The organism is Azospirillum oleiclasticum, from assembly GCF_013423485.1.
In the GTDB taxonomy this organism is placed as follows: domain Bacteria; phylum Pseudomonadota; class Alphaproteobacteria; order Azospirillales; family Azospirillaceae; genus Azospirillum; species Azospirillum oleiclasticum.
Genome location: NZ_JABFFR010000009.1, coordinates 229,778 through 245,615 on the forward strand (window position 1 = coordinate 229,778; position 15,838 = coordinate 245,615).

13 protein-coding genes are annotated in these 15,838 nt (G+C 69.6%); 8 read left to right on the top strand and 5 right to left on the bottom strand.

From position 1 onward, the window contains the following. The first annotated feature begins 58 nt into the window (after positions 1 to 58). The 3 genes from HL658_RS13045 to HL658_RS13055 all read left to right on the top strand — a co-directional run bounded on the left by HL658_RS13045 (position 59) and on the right by HL658_RS13055 (position 4,019). Positions 59 to 3,058 (top strand): DUF3369 domain-containing protein, encoded by a 3,000-nt coding sequence (locus HL658_RS13045; protein WP_180282402.1) that lies wholly within the window; start codon positions 59 to 61, stop codon positions 3,056 to 3,058. A gap of 7 nt (positions 3,059 to 3,065) precedes the next feature. Further along, positions 3,066 to 3,740, top strand: coding sequence for a Crp/Fnr family transcriptional regulator (locus HL658_RS13050; protein WP_180282403.1), 675 nt, complete (start codon positions 3,066 to 3,068; stop codon positions 3,738 to 3,740). A gap of 78 nt (positions 3,741 to 3,818) precedes the next feature. Then, positions 3,819 to 4,019 (top strand): YgaP family membrane protein, encoded by a 201-nt coding sequence (locus tag HL658_RS13055; protein ID WP_180282404.1) that lies wholly within the window; start codon positions 3,819 to 3,821, stop codon positions 4,017 to 4,019. Between the two features lie 73 nt (positions 4,020 to 4,092). On the opposite strand, the gene HL658_RS13060 is transcribed toward HL658_RS13055, so the two are convergent. Further along, complete coding sequence (locus HL658_RS13060) at positions 4,093 to 5,838, bottom strand: putative bifunctional diguanylate cyclase/phosphodiesterase (RefSeq protein ID WP_180282405.1); 1,746 nt, start codon at positions 5,836 to 5,838, stop codon at positions 4,093 to 4,095. A gap of 228 nt (positions 5,839 to 6,066) precedes the next feature. On the opposite strand from HL658_RS13060, the gene HL658_RS13065 reads away from it, so the two are divergent. Together HL658_RS13065 and hemA are read left to right on the top strand one after the other, a co-directional pair. After that, positions 6,067 to 6,897, top strand: a complete 831-nt coding sequence (locus tag HL658_RS13065) for a universal stress protein (RefSeq protein ID WP_180282406.1) — start codon at positions 6,067 to 6,069, stop codon at positions 6,895 to 6,897. 202 nt (positions 6,898 to 7,099) lie between these two features. Continuing rightward, a complete protein-coding gene (hemA, locus tag HL658_RS13070; RefSeq protein ID WP_180282407.1) occupies positions 7,100 to 8,317 on the top strand; it encodes a 5-aminolevulinate synthase in 1,218 nt (405 codons plus the stop codon). Positions 8,318 to 8,365: 48 nt separating this feature from the next. On the opposite strand, the gene HL658_RS13075 is transcribed toward hemA, so the two are convergent. Beyond that, positions 8,366 to 8,734, bottom strand: a complete 369-nt coding sequence (locus HL658_RS13075) for a hypothetical protein (protein ID WP_180282408.1) — start codon at positions 8,732 to 8,734, stop codon at positions 8,366 to 8,368. 182 nt (positions 8,735 to 8,916) lie between these two features. Between HL658_RS13075 and HL658_RS13080 the strand changes: the two genes are divergently transcribed. Then, positions 8,917 to 9,462 (top strand): hypothetical protein, encoded by a 546-nt coding sequence (locus HL658_RS13080; protein ID WP_180282409.1) that lies wholly within the window; start codon positions 8,917 to 8,919, stop codon positions 9,460 to 9,462. 114 nt (positions 9,463 to 9,576) lie between these two features. Next, positions 9,577 to 10,353: an Hpt domain-containing protein gene (locus tag HL658_RS13085; protein WP_180282410.1), complete on the top strand. Its 777-nt coding sequence runs from the start codon at positions 9,577 to 9,579 to the stop codon at positions 10,351 to 10,353. 105 nt (positions 10,354 to 10,458) lie between these two features. On the opposite strand, the gene HL658_RS13090 is transcribed toward HL658_RS13085, so the two are convergent. After that, the gene (locus HL658_RS13090) at positions 10,459 to 11,109 is read right to left on the bottom strand and encodes a helix-turn-helix domain-containing protein (RefSeq protein WP_180282411.1); all 651 of its coding nucleotides are present in this window, start codon (positions 11,107 to 11,109) and stop codon (positions 10,459 to 10,461) included. Between the two features lie 707 nt (positions 11,110 to 11,816). Then, complete coding sequence (locus tag HL658_RS13095; protein WP_180282412.1) at positions 11,817 to 12,554, bottom strand: SDR family NAD(P)-dependent oxidoreductase; 738 nt, start codon at positions 12,552 to 12,554, stop codon at positions 11,817 to 11,819. Between the two features lie 128 nt (positions 12,555 to 12,682). Between HL658_RS13095 and HL658_RS13100 the strand changes: the two genes are divergently transcribed. Then, a complete protein-coding gene (locus HL658_RS13100) occupies positions 12,683 to 13,852 on the top strand; it encodes a ChaN family lipoprotein (protein WP_343055089.1) in 1,170 nt (389 codons plus the stop codon). Between the two features lie 7 nt (positions 13,853 to 13,859). On the opposite strand, the gene HL658_RS13105 is transcribed toward HL658_RS13100, so the two are convergent. Further along, entirely contained in the window at positions 13,860 to 15,644 is a 1,785-nt protein-coding gene (locus tag HL658_RS13105) for an ABC transporter ATP-binding protein (RefSeq protein ID WP_343055090.1), read from the bottom strand. Positions 15,645 to 15,838 lie beyond the last annotated feature (194 nt).

Genomic DNA, 15,838 nt, shown 5'->3' on the forward strand with positions numbered 1-15,838 from the left:
GATCGGCCGGACCGACCGCCGGACGCGAGGCGGCCCGCGGTTCGGCCCGGAGGTCGGGATGAGCGATGAGTTTCTGTTCGCCGACGAGGAGCCGGTCGCCGAGTCCGATCCGGACCCCGTGCGCGAGGCGGTACCCCCCGAGCCGGTCGAGCCCTGGCTGATCCTGATCGTCGACGATGACCCCGCCATCCACGCCACCACCAAGATGGTGCTGCGCGGCTTCGCCTTTGAAGGCCGACCGGCGCAGTTCCTGTCCGCCTCCACCGCGGCGGAGGCGCGCACCGTGCTGGCCGAGAACCCGGCGATCGCCGTGGTGCTGCTGGACGTGGTGATGGAATCCGACGACGCCGGCCTGCGGCTGGTGCGCCATATCCGCAGCGACCTGGAAAACCGGCGGGTGCGGATCATCCTGCGCACCGGGCAGCCCGGGCAGGCGCCGGAACGCGACGTCATCCTCAATTACGACATCAACGACTACAAGTCGAAGACCGAGCTGACGGCGCAGAAGCTGTTCACCTCGGTGGTCGCGGCCCTGCGCGGCTACCAGGACATCACCGCCATCGAGCAGCACCGCCAGGGGCTGGAGCGCATCCTGGATGCCTCCTCCTCGCTGCTCGACAAGCGCAGCATGGCGGACTACGTGGAAGGCGCGGTCCAGCAGATCGAAGCGGTCATCCCCGCCTGCACCGGCGTGGTCCTGTGCAGCCGCCCGCGCGAGCCGGAGGGCGGCATCGCCCGCGACGCCGCGGTGCTGGGCGGTGGCGGCGCCTTCGCCGGGCTGTCCGGCCGGCTGGTGCGCGCGGCACTCGCCGCCGACGTGCGGGCGGCGCTGGACGAGGCGCTGACCGGCATGCGCAACCGGTACGAGCGGGATCACAGCCTGCTGGTCTTCCGCTCGACCTCGCGCCACCACGACACCGCGTTCTACCTGCGCCACAGCCGCCCGCCCACCGAGGACGAGCGGCGGCTGCTGGAGGTGTTCTGCTCCAAGGTCGCGGTGGGGTTCGACAACGTCCACCTCTACGACGAGCTGACCCAGCTCAACCGCAACCTGGAAAGCCAGGTGGCCGACCGCACCCGGGCGCTGGTCGCCGCCACCCGCGCGGCGGAGGCCGCCCGCACCGAGGCGGAGGCGGCCAATCAGGCCAAGTCGCTGTTCCTCGCCACCATGAGCCACGAGATCCGCACGCCCATGAACGGCGTGCAGGGCATGCTGGAGCTGCTGGAGTTCACCCCCCTGTCACCCGAGCAGCGCGAGCTGGTGGCGGTGGTGCGGGAATCGGCCGGGGCGCTGCTGACCATCATCAACGACATCCTCGATTTCTCCAAGATCGAGGCGGGACGCCTGGATCTGGAGCGGGTGCCGGTCTCGCTGGCCTCGGTGATCGAGGGGGTGGCGGAAACGCTGGCCCCGGCGGCGCGCAAGAAGGATCTGGCGCTCGTCACCTATGTCGATCCCGACCTGCCGGCCACCATCCTGGGCGACCCCGTGCGCATCCGGCAGGTGCTGTTCAACATCGCCGGCAACGCCGTCAAGTTCACCAACGACGGCTCCGTCAAGGTGCGGGCCGAACTGGCCCGCTTCGAGGACGGCAAGGCGACCATCCGCATCACCGTCGCCGACACCGGCATCGGCATCGCGCGGGACGTCCAGGCCAACCTGTTCAAGCCCTTCACCCAGGCGGAGGCGTCCACCACCCGCCGCTTCGGCGGCACCGGGCTGGGCCTGTCCATCTGCCGGCGGCTGGCCGAACTGATGGGCGGCGAGATCGGCGTGGAGAGCGAGCCGGGCCGCGGCGCCACCTTCTGGTTCACCTTCGTGGCCGAACTGCCGGACGGGGTGGAGCGCGCCGACGCCCCGCCGGCCGCCCTGCCCCTGGCCGGGGTCGCGGCGCTGGTGCTGGCCGCCGATGCGGACGAGCGCCGGCTGCTCACCCGCTACCTGATCGCCGACGGCGCCATCGTGGTGGACGCGGCGGACGGCGCGGAGGCGCTGGCGCTGGTCCCGCCCGGCACCACCGTGGACGCGCTGGTGGTCACCGATGGCACCGACGCGCGCGCGCTCGACGCCGACGACAGCGCGATCGCCGTGCATGGCCGGGTGCTGGTCGTGAGCCAGCCGCAGGGTGCCGCCGCCGGCACGGTGACGCCGCTGGCCCGGCCGGTCCGCCGCTCGCACCTCGTCCGGACCGTGCTGGTGGCCGCCGGCCGCCGTGCCGCCGACCCGGAGGCCGGTTCCGAGGCGCCGCCGCCGGCCTCCGGCGGGGTGCCGTCGCTGGAGGCCGCGCGCGAGGCCGGCCGCCTGATCCTCGTGGCCGAGGACCACCCGACCAACCGGCTGGTGATCCAGCGCCAGCTCGGGCTGCTCGGCCACGTGGCGGAGATCGCCGCCGACGGGCGCGAGGCTCTGGAGCTCTGGCGCAAGGGGCGCTACGCGCTGCTGCTGACCGATTGCCAGATGCCGGAAATGGACGGCTTCGACCTGACACGCGCGATCCGCGCGGAGGAGCTGGACGCCGGGGACGGCCGCCGCATCCCCATCGTCGCCATCACCGCCAACGCCATGGAGGGGGAGGCGCAGAAGTGCCTCGCCGCCGGCATGGACCACACCATCTCCAAGCCGGTCGAGATCGACAACCTCCGCCGCATCGTCGAGCGCTGCATGGCCGGCACGGCGGACGCCGCGACCGCAGCCGCCCCGCAAGCGACGGAACCGCCGGTTCCGGCCGCCGACCCGCTGGACACCACGCTGCTGGCCACCCTGTTCGACAATGACCAGAGTTTCATCCGGCAGCTTCTGGACGAGTTCCTGTCGTCCAACCGCGAATCGCAGCAGCGGCTGGAAGAGGCGCTGGCGGACGCCCTGTGGGACGAGATGCGGCAGGCCGCGCACAAGATGGCCGGCTCCTCCCGCACCATCGGCGCGCGAGATCTCGCGGCGGCCGGCGACGCGATCGAGCTGGCGATGGTCGAGCGGCGGCACGACGGCATCGACGCGTTGGTGGCCCGCGCCGGCCGCGAGCTGGCCCGCGTCGCCGACTTCATCGGCCGGATGTGAGGGCGCGATGACGACGGACGCCGCACCGGAGCTCGACGCGTTCCCGCTGCTGGCCGGGCTGGAAGCGGACTCGCTGGCCCTGCTGCGGCAATCGGCCGCAAGGCTGGAGATCCCCCGCGGCACCGTGCTGTTCCAGCCCGGCAGCCTGTGCCAGAGCTTCCTGATGATGATCGATGGCTCGGTGCGGGTGCAGATGCTGTCGGAGACCGGGCGGGAGATCGTGCTCTACCGCGTCGGCCGGGGGGAGACCTGCATCCTCACCACCGTCTGCCTGATGACCCGCCAGGACTACAGCGCCGAGGGGGTGGCGGAGACGGATCTGCGCGCGCTGGGGCTGGGCGCCCGGCCCTTCCAGGAGCTGCTGGCCCGCTCCGCCCTGTTCCGGGAGTTCGTCTTCGCCTCCTTCGGCAGCCGGCTGAACGGTTTCATGATGCTGGTGGAGGAGGTGGCCTTCCGCCGCATCGACCTGCGCCTCGCACGCTTTCTGCTGGATCACCGCGACACGCGCGGCGGGCTCGACACCACCCATCAGGCGCTGGCGGTCGAGCTTGGCACCGCGCGGGAGGTGGTCAGCCGCCAGCTCAAGGAGTTCGAGCGGCGCGGCTTCGTCGATCTTGCCCGCGGCCACATCCTGCTGCGCGATCCGGCGGGGCTGGAGCGGCTGTCCGGCGACGCCGTGTGATTACGTCACAGACGCACCCGGTGCCGCGGGCGTAGGACAGGGCACCCGCTGTCCAGCCCTACGCCAAGGAGAAGTCCCATGCCCGTGAACGTCGGCACCATCGACCGCGCGCTGCGCGCCATCGTCGGCCTCATCCTGATCGCGCTCGTCTTCGTCGGCCCGCAGACCGCCTGGGGCTGGATCGGCGTCGTGCCCCTGCTGACCGCCTTCATCGGCTTCTGCCCGGCCTACACCCTGCTCGGCGTGAAGACCTGCTCGGTGAAGGACAAGGCGGCATAAACGGGCGTTCGGCGTTTCCGCATCCGGCCCCCCGCCCGACCCTCCCCCATCTTACGACGGGGGAGGGCTTTTTTTACCCCCGCTCACGCCAGGGCGGCTCGTCGATCACCAGCTTCTCCGCCTCCCCCACCGGCAGCGGCCGGGCGAAGTGGTAGCCCTGGCCGTAGTCCACGGCGAGCGCGCGCAACAGGTTGGCGTCGGCCATGGTCTCGATGCCCTCGGCGATCACGTCGAAGCCCAGGATGCGGGCGAGATCGACGATGATGCGCACGATGGCCCGGTTCTCCTCCGACTGGTGCATCGCCGACACGAAGGAGCGGTCGACCTTCAGGCTGTCGATCGGCAGCCGGTGCAGGTAGCTCAGGCTGGAATAGCCGGTGCCGAAATCGTCGATCGACATCTTGATGCCGAGCGCCCGCAGCTCCTGCAGGATGGCGATGGCCTGCTCGGCCTTGTCCATCACCGCGCTCTCGGTGATCTCCAGCTTCAGCCACTGCGGCTCGCAGCCGGTTTCGCGCAGGATGCCGCGCACCGTCTTGACGAATCCGGGGTCCACGAGCTGACGCGGCGACAGGTTGACGCTCATGAACAGAGGGGCCGATCCCGGCAGCCGCTTGTCCTGCCAATCGACGATCTGGCGGCAGGCCTCGCGCAGCACCCAGCGGCCGAGCGCCACCACCAGCCCCGTGCTCTCCGCGATCGGGATGAACACGCCCGGCGGCAGGTTGCCGCGCTCCGGGTGGTTCCAGCGCGCCAGCGCCTCGAATCCGGCCAGACCGCCCGTCACCAGCTCTACGATCGGCTGATAGGCCAGCCACAGCCCGCTTTCCCGCTCCAGCGCGCCACGCAGGTCGTGCTCCAGGCTGACCTGCTCGACCACGCGGGCGTGCATCCCCGGCTCGAACCAGGCCCGCCGTCCACCGCCGCCCTCTCGCGCGCGGGACGCGGCGATCTCGGCGTCGCGCAGCACGTCCTCGGCCCGCTCAGGGATATCGCCGGTGGCCTTGACCCCGATGCTGGCGGACAGGAACACCGCGGCCCCGGTGCTGGAGCGAGCCTGCCGCACGATGGCCGACACCGTCTCCAGCCGGCGTTCGATCACCGGCACGTCGCAGGGGCCGGAGATGAGCAGGCCGAATCCATGGTCGCTGACCCGCGCCAGCAGGTCCACCGGCCCGCCGTCGCGGGTCAGCCGCTCGGCCAGATCGCCCAGCAGCTCGTCGGCGAAGGCCTGGCCGAGGCTGCTGCGGATGTCGGGGTAGCGGTCGATCTCGACCACGATCAGGGTGAACTGCTCGCCCATGGCGCGGAAATCGCCCATGTGCTTGAGCATCAGCGCGCGGTTGGCGAGCGCGGTGACGGGATCGTAGTAGGCGAGCCGGAACAGGTCGTCCTGCGACTGCCGCCGCTCGGTCATGTCCTGGAGCAGGGTGAAGCAGCCGGCGACGCTGCCGTCCTCCGCCCGGTGCGGGGCCAGCACGCGCAGCATGTAGCATTGGCCGCCGCGCGGGTTGGGCATCCAACCCTCGGTCTGCACCGTCTCGCCACGCATCACCCGCTCGATGGCGGAGTGTGCCGCGCGGTGGAAATCCTCCCCCAGCACCTCGGCCATGGACAGGCCGTCCAGCTCGTCCATCGAGCGTCCGGTGAATTCCAGATACGCGTGGTTGGCGAAGACGTGACGGCGGCGCTCATCGACGAGGCCGATCATCACCGGCATCGCGTCGAGAAGGTGGCGGAACGCGTCCAGCCCGGCGGCCGCCGAACCGCGACCGGACAGAGCACGTGCAAGCGTGTCGAGTGGGCGATCCGGGGTCATGGACTGGTCGGGCTACACGGCACCAATGGAGAGCAACACCGAACAATTACGCGAAAGGCGACCCGTCCGTCAAAACAAAGCGCCGCGATTTTCGACATGGACTGATCCAGCGCAGGGACATCCCGATCGCCGGGCGCGCATCATCGTTCCATGCCGGCCGCAATCGCAAGGGGAGGGCCGGTGCAGACGGGCCGGGAGGACACCGGCCGCCCCAAGGAGTAAGAGACCATGGCACTGAAGGATCTGCTGGTCCTCGTGGACAACCAGCCCTCCGCCGCCGCCCGGATCGCGGCCGCGGCGCAGGTGGCCGCACGCAACGACGCGCATCTCACCGGACTCTACGTCATCGGCCAGGGCCCCCTGCCCGCCTACATCGAGGCGGAGCTGCCGGAATCCGTGCGCATCACCCAGCGCGAGGTGGAAATGGAGCAGGCGCAGGCCGCGCGCGACCTGTTCGACGACGCCATGCGCCGCTTCGGCCTGACCGACCGCTCGGAATGGCGCGTCGTGCGCGGCCATCCCACCGACGTGGCGGCGGTGCACGGGCGCTACGCCGACCTGGTGGTGGTCGGCCAGCCCGACCCGCGGCGCGAGCGCGACATTCCCGTGGCGCTGCCGGAGGATCTGCTGTTCGAATGCGGCCGGCCGCTGCTGGTCGTGCCGTACGCCGGGCACTGGGACAGCATCGGCGAGCGCATCGTCGTCGGCTGGAACGCCAGCCGCGAGGCCGCCCGCGCCGTCGGCGACGCCATGCCGCTGCTGTCGCGCGCCGCCCGCGTCACCATCATGGCGGTCAACCCCAAGGGCGTGCTGGGCGACGAGCCCGGTGCCGACATCGCCCGCCACCTGTCGCGCCACGGCTGCCGCGTGGAAGCCGCGCATGTGACCACCGAGCAGGTGGACCCCGGCGACATGATGCTGAACACCGTGGCCGACGAGTCCGCCGATCTGGTCGTGATGGGCGCCTATGGCCGGTCGCGGCTGCGCGAGCTGGTGCTGGGCGGCATGACCCGCCACATGCTCCAGCACATGACCGTGCCCGTGCTGATGAGCCACTGAAACACAGCCTGCGGTCGCGCGTGCGGGGGGACTCGCTCCGTACGCGCGACCGCATTCCGTCGCCATACTATTGACTTCGGTCAATGTCGTATGGCTCTTCGGAAACAAAGATGCGATCCTGTGCCTCGAAAGGGTCATCGCCGGCTGGTCGGCCAGGCGACGGGCACGGCACCGGTGGACAGACGGATACGGAACCGACGCGATGGATTACGAGAGCTTCTTCCGGCAGCAGATCGGCACACTGAGGCAGGACGGGCGCTACCGCGTCTTCGCGGATCTCGAGCGTCACGCCGGGGCGTTCCCGCGGGCCACCTACCGCGATGCCGGCGGGGTGGAGCGGCCGGTCACCGTCTGGTGCTCCAACGACTATCTGGGCATGGGCCAGAACCCGGTGGTGCTGGAGGCGATGCACGCCGCGCTGGACGAGTGCGGCGCCGGGGCCGGCGGCACCCGCAACATCTCCGGCACTAACCATTACCACGTGCTGCTGGAGCGCGAGCTGGCCGACCTGCACGGCAAGGAGGCGGCACTCCTCTTCACCTCCGGCTACATCTCCAACGAGGCGACGCTGTCCACGCTGGGGAAGATCCTGCCGGGCTGCGTCATCCTGTCGGACGCGCTGAACCACAATTCCATGATCACCGGCATCCGCAACAGCGGCGCCGAGAAGCACATCTTCCGCCACAACGACCCGGCCCACCTGCACGAGCTGCTGTCGCAGATCGACCCGGCCCGGCCGAAGCTGGTGGCGTTCGAGAGCGTCTACTCGATGGACGGCGACATCGCCCCCATCCACGACCTGTGCGACGTCGCCGACCGCCACGGCGCCATGACCTATCTGGACGAGGTGCACGCGGTCGGCATGTACGGCGAACGCGGCGCCGGCGTGGCCGAGCGTGACGGGGCCATGGACCGGCTGACCATCATCGAGGGCACGCTGGGCAAGGCCTTCGGCGTGATGGGCGGCTATGTCACCGGTTCGGCGGCGCTGATCGACTGCGTGCGCAGCTTCGCCCCCGGCTTCATCTTCACCACCTCGCTGGCCCCGGTGCTGGCGGCGGGGGCGCTCGCCTCGATCCGCCACCTGAAGCGCAGCCAGATCGAGCGCGCCCGCCACCAGGAGCGCGCCGCAACCCTGAAGGAGATGATGCGAAAGGCCGGCCTGCCGGTCATGCCGTCGGTGTCGCACATCGTGCCGGTGATGGTGGGCGACGCCCACCGCTGCAAGCGCGCGTCGGACGAGCTGCTGGAGCGTCACGGCGTGTATGTCCAGCCGATCAACTACCCCACCGTGCCGCGCGGCACCGAGCGCCTGCGCTTCACCCCCAGCCCGCTGCACGACGACGCCATGATGGCCCATCTGGTGGAGGCCATGCTCGACGTCTGGAGCCGGCTGGACCTGCGCAAACTGGCCGCCTGATCCTTGCCCACCCTCTCCCGCCCCCGGCGGGAGAGGGTCATCCCGCCGTTACTGCCCGCTGCCCTGCAGCTGCTCCCGCGGTTTGGCGTTGGTGGCCCCGGTTCCCATCCCTCCGTCGCTCCGGCCGGCCGCGTCCGGCGGGCTGGTGGTCGGGCGGCGGGTGGGGTCCGCCGGGCTGGTGAGGTTGTCATCGGGCCGGCTGGTGCCGTACTGCTCGCCCACGCCCTTCTCGCCAGGATCATAGTCGCGGTCGGTGTCGCCGAGCTGCCCGGGCGTTCCGCGCTCCACCGGGGCCGGGTTGGACTGCGCGGGATTCGCCGGACGCTGCCCCTGGCTCTGCGCCGACGCGGACGGGACCGCGGCCAGCAGGAACAGTCCGGCTGTCATGGCGGCGATGCTCTTCGCGTGTGTGGTCACGTGTCTGGCTCCTTCGAACGCGACCGCGCATCGACGCGGCCTCCGCCGGCACAAACAGGCACCCTCCCCCGGCGTTCCGGTTGGGGTCATCCGTGCTGCGCCGCATGGTCGCCCTGGACAGCGACCCTCGCCCGTCCTACATTGGAGTTGAGAATGGCTATCAACGGGCCGGGGCACGGATCATGTACCGCGACAATTCGCTGATGCCGAAAGAGGCCGTGCGCCTCGTCGTTCTCGGAACCCTCATCCAGCAAGGGCCGCTGCGCTACGCCGAGCTGGCCTCGTCGGTGCGTCATTTCCTCGACCGCATCATGGGGCCGTCGCTGGACCTGATGGGCACCTCGCTGGAGCTGCTGCGCTACGAAGGGCTGATCGAGGCGCTGGACGGCACGGGGATGGAAGACAACGCGCTGCTCGGCCCCACCGCCGCCGGGCGGGTGGAGTTCGACACGCTGATCCGCGCCAATCTGCGCGCCCCCTCCACCGACGGCTTCAACAAGCTGGTGGTCGCCCTGAAGCTGCGGTTCCTGCATCTGCTCGACCGCGAGGCGCAGCGCGACCAGATCGACCAGCTCGCCTCCCTGCACGAGACGGAGCTGGCGCGGCTGGGCGACCTCGTGCACCGTCATGCTGGTGACAGCGGCCACCTGACGGAGTGGCTGAGCCACGACATCGCGCAGACCCGCGAGCGACTCGCTTGGTTCAACCAGCTCATGGATCGCCTCTAGCCTCCGGTTGCGGCGAACCGCAGCGGGTCGCGTGCGGCACTGTCCGCGGCTATCCGTTTGGTGTACCCTGCATCAGCCCCATGGTGCCGGAACACCCAAGAACGGAAACGCCCGATGGCCATCGCAAACCTGCACGACGACCTGGAAGAACGGCTGCGGCTCGAATTCGTCGATGACGCCCGTGACCGGTTGCAATCCCTTTACGACGTGCTGGACGGTGTAGCCAAGGGCACCCGCGAGGCGGCCGACGTGGTCGGGGTCGTCCGGCTGGAAGCGCACAACCTCAAGGGCATGGGCACGTCCTTCGGCTACCCGACGGTCAGCCTGATCGCCCACCGGCTGGAGGATTACCTGAACGGCATCCGCACGGTGACGCCGCCGCAGATCGCCGACCTCCAGGTCTTCCTCGACCGCATCGCCGAGGTGGTCGATCGCGCCGAGCAGCCAGCGCTGGCAGAGACCAACCAGATCATCCGCGCCCTGCCCGTCCGCTACCAGTTCGAGATCACCGATGTCGAGATTCGCGACGTCGAGGTGATGCTGGTGACCCCGTCCAAGGTGGTGGCGCGCAAGGTGGGCTTGGAGCTGGCGGCCTGCGGCTTCCGCATCGTGAAGGTGAACGACCCCATCGAGTCGATCGGCCACGCCGTGCGCGTGCCGCCCGACATGCTGATCGCCAGCATGGTCATGGACGGCCTGTCCGGCCTCGACCTGATCCGCGGCCTCAAGGCCATGAGCGCCACCAAGGATGTGAAAATGGCGCTGCTCACGTCGATGAGCCTCGACAACCCGGTCCTGCGCGAGGTGCCGCCGGGTGTCGCCATCATCCGCGTCGGCGAGCATTTCAGCGACGATTTCGCCAACGCGGTGGCCGCATTCGATCTGGGGTGAGGCAATCGGATCGCAAGCCGGCCTACAAGGAAAAGCCCTTCCCGGCGAACCGGGAAGGGCTTTTGTGCAATTCGACACCCTGCGGCGGATGATGTAGGAGCGGCATCAATCCTTGTAGAGGCGATCGACCTCCTCGACGGCGATCCGGGAGTTCCGGTCGAACTTGGTCAGCACGAAGGTTGCCGGGTTGCTGTTGACGAAGACGACCCCCAGGTCGGGCTGCGACAGCGGGCTGACGCGCATCACGACCTGTTCGAGTGCGATGTCGATGTGGCGCAGCGACGAACCGCCGATGCCGCTCTCCGAGAACTGCTTGTACGCCTTGATCACGCTCGGAATTTCCGCCGCGATATCCTCGTAGTTCAGCATTTTCGTCTTTTCCTTGTAGTCGTTTTCCTCGATCACCCCGCCGTTGACGAAATCGACGATGAACGCGGCGTCGATGCAGTTGTCCTTCTTGGCGAGTTCCGAAAGGTACTCGCCGAGCGTCTTTTCGATCTTGCTGCTGTCAACGCGCTTAATGATCGCCATGATGCCTGCTCCTTCGTTCGACTCGGTTTCTTCCATCGTTACGGCTTTGGCCAAATGCAGTTCGCCGAGCGCGTCGATCAGTTTGATGATCGTGTCGGGCACGGGCGAGTTGCCGGCCTCCCAATTCAGGACGGTGCGCCGGGACACGCCCAGATGCTCGGCGGCACCGGCTTGCGTGAAGTTCTTGGCGCGCCGCCACTGAATGAACTCCTCCTTGGTGAACATGCGTGGCTTTGCCCTCCTCTCGGCAGATCGCAAAGCTGTTGAGCGCACATCTTGCAATCAGTGTCGGATACGATCAGGATCCGGCACTGATTGCTGGACTTGCGCTATTTTCCGCGAATCGACCTTTCACTCGTGTATCGTATCCGCAGCTTGACCGCGGGAAGACGAGCAATCAGATCCACGATCCACCGCCTTGCGCGGGATCCCCGATCCTTATCCCGGTCTCCCCAATCCTCCTCATCGTCGAAGGGCGCCCGCTCTACCATCACCGCCTCCGTGCATGAATTGCATAGGCAAATTCGTACATTACCCCTGCGCTTCGTCAAGTCATTTATTGCACCTTTGCGGAGAATTTCGCCAACATACACACGTATTCGTATGTAGTAAAAGCGTATGATTGGTGCGCGCCGTCTGATTGGGGAGTTGGCGTGCGCAAATTTGCGCTTACTCCGACCGGCTGCGCATCGGCCGCCGCGCCGCAGGTCCTGGTTTGAATTTAGGTATTTGGCGGATGATCGTGCGTCCGAGAAATGCGGATGGACGTTCTGGGTATGGGCAAGATTGCGCTTTTTCCCGGTCGGCAACCGCCGGGCGCTCGTTCCGCAATGCCAGTGCTGACCGGACAAGGACCATCATCCGGATCCCGCAAGAGCAGCATCCGGCGGCATATCCGTCGTGGCTGATGCCTTGGAAAACGGCGTTCGGAGCTAGAACAGGTGCTGGCCGCCGGTGATGAAGATCTCCGTGCCCGTCACGTAGCCCGAATCGGGGCCGCTCAGGTAGTAGATCACCGCCGCCACATCCTCCGGCGTTCCCATGCGCTTCAAGGGGATGCGCGGGATCAGCACGTCGTATTCGGGGCCGGTCATGGCGGTCTCGATCTCGCCGGGGGCCACCGCGTTGGCGCGCACGCCGATCTCCGCGAACTCCACCGCCATCTCCCGCGTCAGGCCGGACAGGGCGGCCTTGGACGTCGAATAGGCGGAGCCGGCGAAGGGGTGAACCTGATGCCCGGCGATCGAGGTGACGTTGACGATCGCGCCCTTGCCGCGTGACAGCGCCGCGGCAAAACCACGGGCCAGCACCAGCGGTGCGAAGAAGTTCAGCTCGAACACGCGGTACCAGCCGGCGATGTCGCCGTTCAGGCAGCCCAGCCGCTCCTTGATCGGTGTCTTGGGCGACACGCCGGCGTTGTTGACCAGCGCGTGCAGCGGATCACCGCCGAGCACGCGGTTCGCCTCCTCCACGAAGGCCATGCGGCTGGCGGGGTCGGCAAGGTCGGCGGTGATGTGGTGGGTCCAGTTGGGGTCGCGGCGGCAATGCGCCGGCACGTCCTCCCGCGAGCAGGAGATGACGCGCCATCCCTCCGCGCTGAAGCGGCTGACGGTGGAGTGTCCGATACCCCGGCTGGCGCCGGTGAGGATGACGGTCTTGCGGTGCGGCATGACCGGAAGGATAGCGCGGAACGGGCCTGTCCGCCAGCGCCGCCCCCCAACCGCATCGGCATGGTTGACCAGACGCCCCCCGCACCCAACCTCCATGGCTGGAGCTTGACGGAGGGAGAGAAAGACCCGTGCGTGCCGCCCTGGTCCTGACCCTGTTCCTGGCCGCCTGCGTCGGCGAGGAACCGGCCGTCCGTCACGCCGCCGCGGCCGAATCGGCGTCCGGCCTCTGTGTGGCCCCGGGCTTCTGGGCGACCGGGGCCGGACGGCCGTTGGAGACGGCGGGCCTGATCGCCCGCGCCGCCCGCGCCCCCGCCGTGCTGCTGGGCGAGCATCACGACAGCCCGGAGCACCACCGCTGGCAGCTCCAGACCATCGCCGCCATCCACGCCCGCAACCCGGACATCGCCATCGGGCTGGAGATGTTTCCCCGGCGCGCGCAGCCGGCGCTCGACCGCTGGACCGCCGGTCAGACCGGCGAGGCGGAGTTCCTGCGCGAGAGCGACTGGGACCGCGTCTGGGGCTATCCGGCGGAGCTCTACCTGCCGATCCTGCACTTCGCCCGCATGAACCGCATCCCGCTGGTGGCGCTGAACGTCGAGCGCGCGCTGGTGTCGCGCACCGCACGGGAGGGCTGGGCCGCCATTCCCGCGGCCGACCGCGAGGGGGTGGGCAACCCCGCCCGCCCCACCGACGCCTATCTGGAGCGGCTGTCCGAGGCCATGGCCGCGCACGGGCCGGGCGAGCGCCAGTCGGCCGGTTTCCAGCGTTTCGTGGAGGCGCAGTCGGTGTGGGACCGCGCCATGGCCGAGCGCATCGCCGAGACCAGCCACGCCACCGGCCGCACCGTCGTAGCCATCATGGGCATGGCCCATGTGGAGGGGCGGAACGGCGTTCCGCACCAGCTCGCCGACCTCGGCATCGCCGATGCGGTCGTGCTGCTGCCGTGGGAGGCGGCGCGCGGCTGCGAGGATCTGGACGACGGACTGGCCGACGCGGTGTTCGGGCTCGGGCCCGTGCAGGGGGCGGAGACACCGCGCCCCAGGCTGGGTGTCCGGCTGGAGGACACCGCCGAGGGTGCCGTGATCCGCGCGGTGCAGGCGGGCGGCGTCGCCGACGCGGCCGGTCTGAAGCCCGGCGATGTCGTGACCGCCGCGGCGGGCACCCCGGTGCGCCGCGCCGCCGACCTCACCGCCGCCGTGCAGCGCCAGCCGCCCGGCACCTGGCTGCCCCTGACCATCGCGCGCGACCGCGCCGTGCGCGATGTGGTGGCGAAGTTCCCGGCGGCGCCGGGCGGCTGACGCGCGCCTACCCCTCCGCCGGCGCGTCCGCGGCGAACTGCAACCGGTACAGCCGGGCGTAGGCGCCGCCCTGCGCCAGCAGGTCGTCGTGGGTGCCCTGCTCCACCACCCGGCCATCCTCCATCACCACGATGCGGTCGGCGTTGCGCACGGTGGCGAGGCGGTGGGCGATGACCAGGGTGGTGCGCCCGCGGGTCAGCCGCTCCAGCGCCTCCTGCACCAGCCGTTCCGATTCCGAATCGAGCGCGCTGGTCGCCTCGTCCAGCAGCAGGATGGGGGCGTCCTTCAGGAAGGCGCGGGCGAGCGCCACCCGCTGGCGTTCGCCGCCGGACAGCTTCACGCCGCGGTCGCCGATGATGGTGGCGTATCCTTCCGGCATCGCCGCGATGAAGTCGTGCGCCGCGGCCGCGCGCGCCGCGGCCTCGATCTCCGCGTCGCTGGCGTCGAGCCGGCCGAAGGCGATGTTGGCGCGCAGCGTGTCGTTGAACAGAACCGTGTCCTGGCTGACCACGGCGACGGCGCGGCGCAGGCTGGCCAGCGTCACCCCCCGCACGTCCTGCCCGTCCACCAGCACCCGCCCGCCGCTCACGTCGTAGAGCCGCGGGATCAGGTTGAAGACGGTGGATTTGCCGGCGCCGCTGCGCCCGACCAACGCCACCGTGGTGCCCGGTGCCACGTCCAGCGACACCCCCTTCAACGTGTCGGCCCCCGGCTCGTAGGCGAAGGCCACATCCTCCAGCCGCACCGCACCGCGCTCCAGCCGCAGCGGTGCGGCGTCCGGCCGGTCGCGGATCGCGGGCGGGGCGTCGATCACCTCCAGGATGCGCTGGGCGGCGGCCAGACCCTCCTGCAGAGCCGTGTTCAGCGTGCCGATGGCGCGCACCGGCTGGGCCGCGATCAGCAGCGCCCCGACGAAGCCCGAGAACTCCCCCACCGTGCCGGAGCCGCTGGTGATGCGCCAGCCGGCGAAAGCGATCACCCCGGCCACCGCGACGCCGCCGAGAACCTCCAGCATCGGGTCGAGGCGGGAGCGCTGGCGCGTCGCCTGCATGGTCAGGCGGAAATTCTCCTCGAACGCCGCATCGGCGCGTTTCGTCTCGTAAGCTTCCAGGTTGAAGGTCTTGACCATGCGGGCGCCGGACAGGCTTTCCGACAGCAGCGCCGTCATGTCGCCCATCTGCGCCTGCGTCTCACGGCTGACCTGCCGGATGTGGCGGCCGATGCGCACGATGGGGATGGCGGCCAGCGGGTAGACCACGAAGAAGATCAGCGACAGCGCCCAGTCCAGGTAGAACATGGAGCCGACCAGCGCCACCACCGTCAGCACGTCGCGGATCAGCCCGGTCAGCACGCGGCTCAGCGCGTTGCGGATCAGGTCGACGTCGTTGATGAAGCGGCTGGTCAGGGTGCCGGTGGGGGCGGCGTGGAGCTGTGCCATGTCGGCGGTCAGCAGATGTTTGAACATGGCGAGCCGCACGTCGGCGATGACCCGCTGCACCACCGCCGCGGTGACCACCGTCTGGGCGTAGAGGGCCGTCGCCTTGACCACCGTCACCAGCACGATGGCGAACGGGATGAGCAACAGCATCGCCCGGTCGTCCGCCTGGAACATGGCGTAGGACTGCTCGATCAGCAGCGGGTACGCGCCGGTGGCCGCGGCCACCACGCCCATCAGCAGCATGGCGACCACCAGACGGCCACGGTAGGGGCGGACCCATTCCCGCCACAGGCGGCCGGCCAGCTTGCCGGTCGCCGCGTCGAGCGGCAGCTTGCCCTTGTGTGTCTTCGCCACGTCTTCCGTTCCCAACGCAGGTCCAAGGCGGGGGAGCCTTAAGCCATTTCGCCGGATGCTGTCCACCGCCGCGGCCGTTCGAGGTGCGGCCGGGGTGCGGCCGGGGTGCGGCGCAATCGCACGGCCCCGCGGTCGGGCGGCTCCGGACGGACCGTTGCGCGAACGCTAATGCTTTCGTAAGATCGTGACCACAC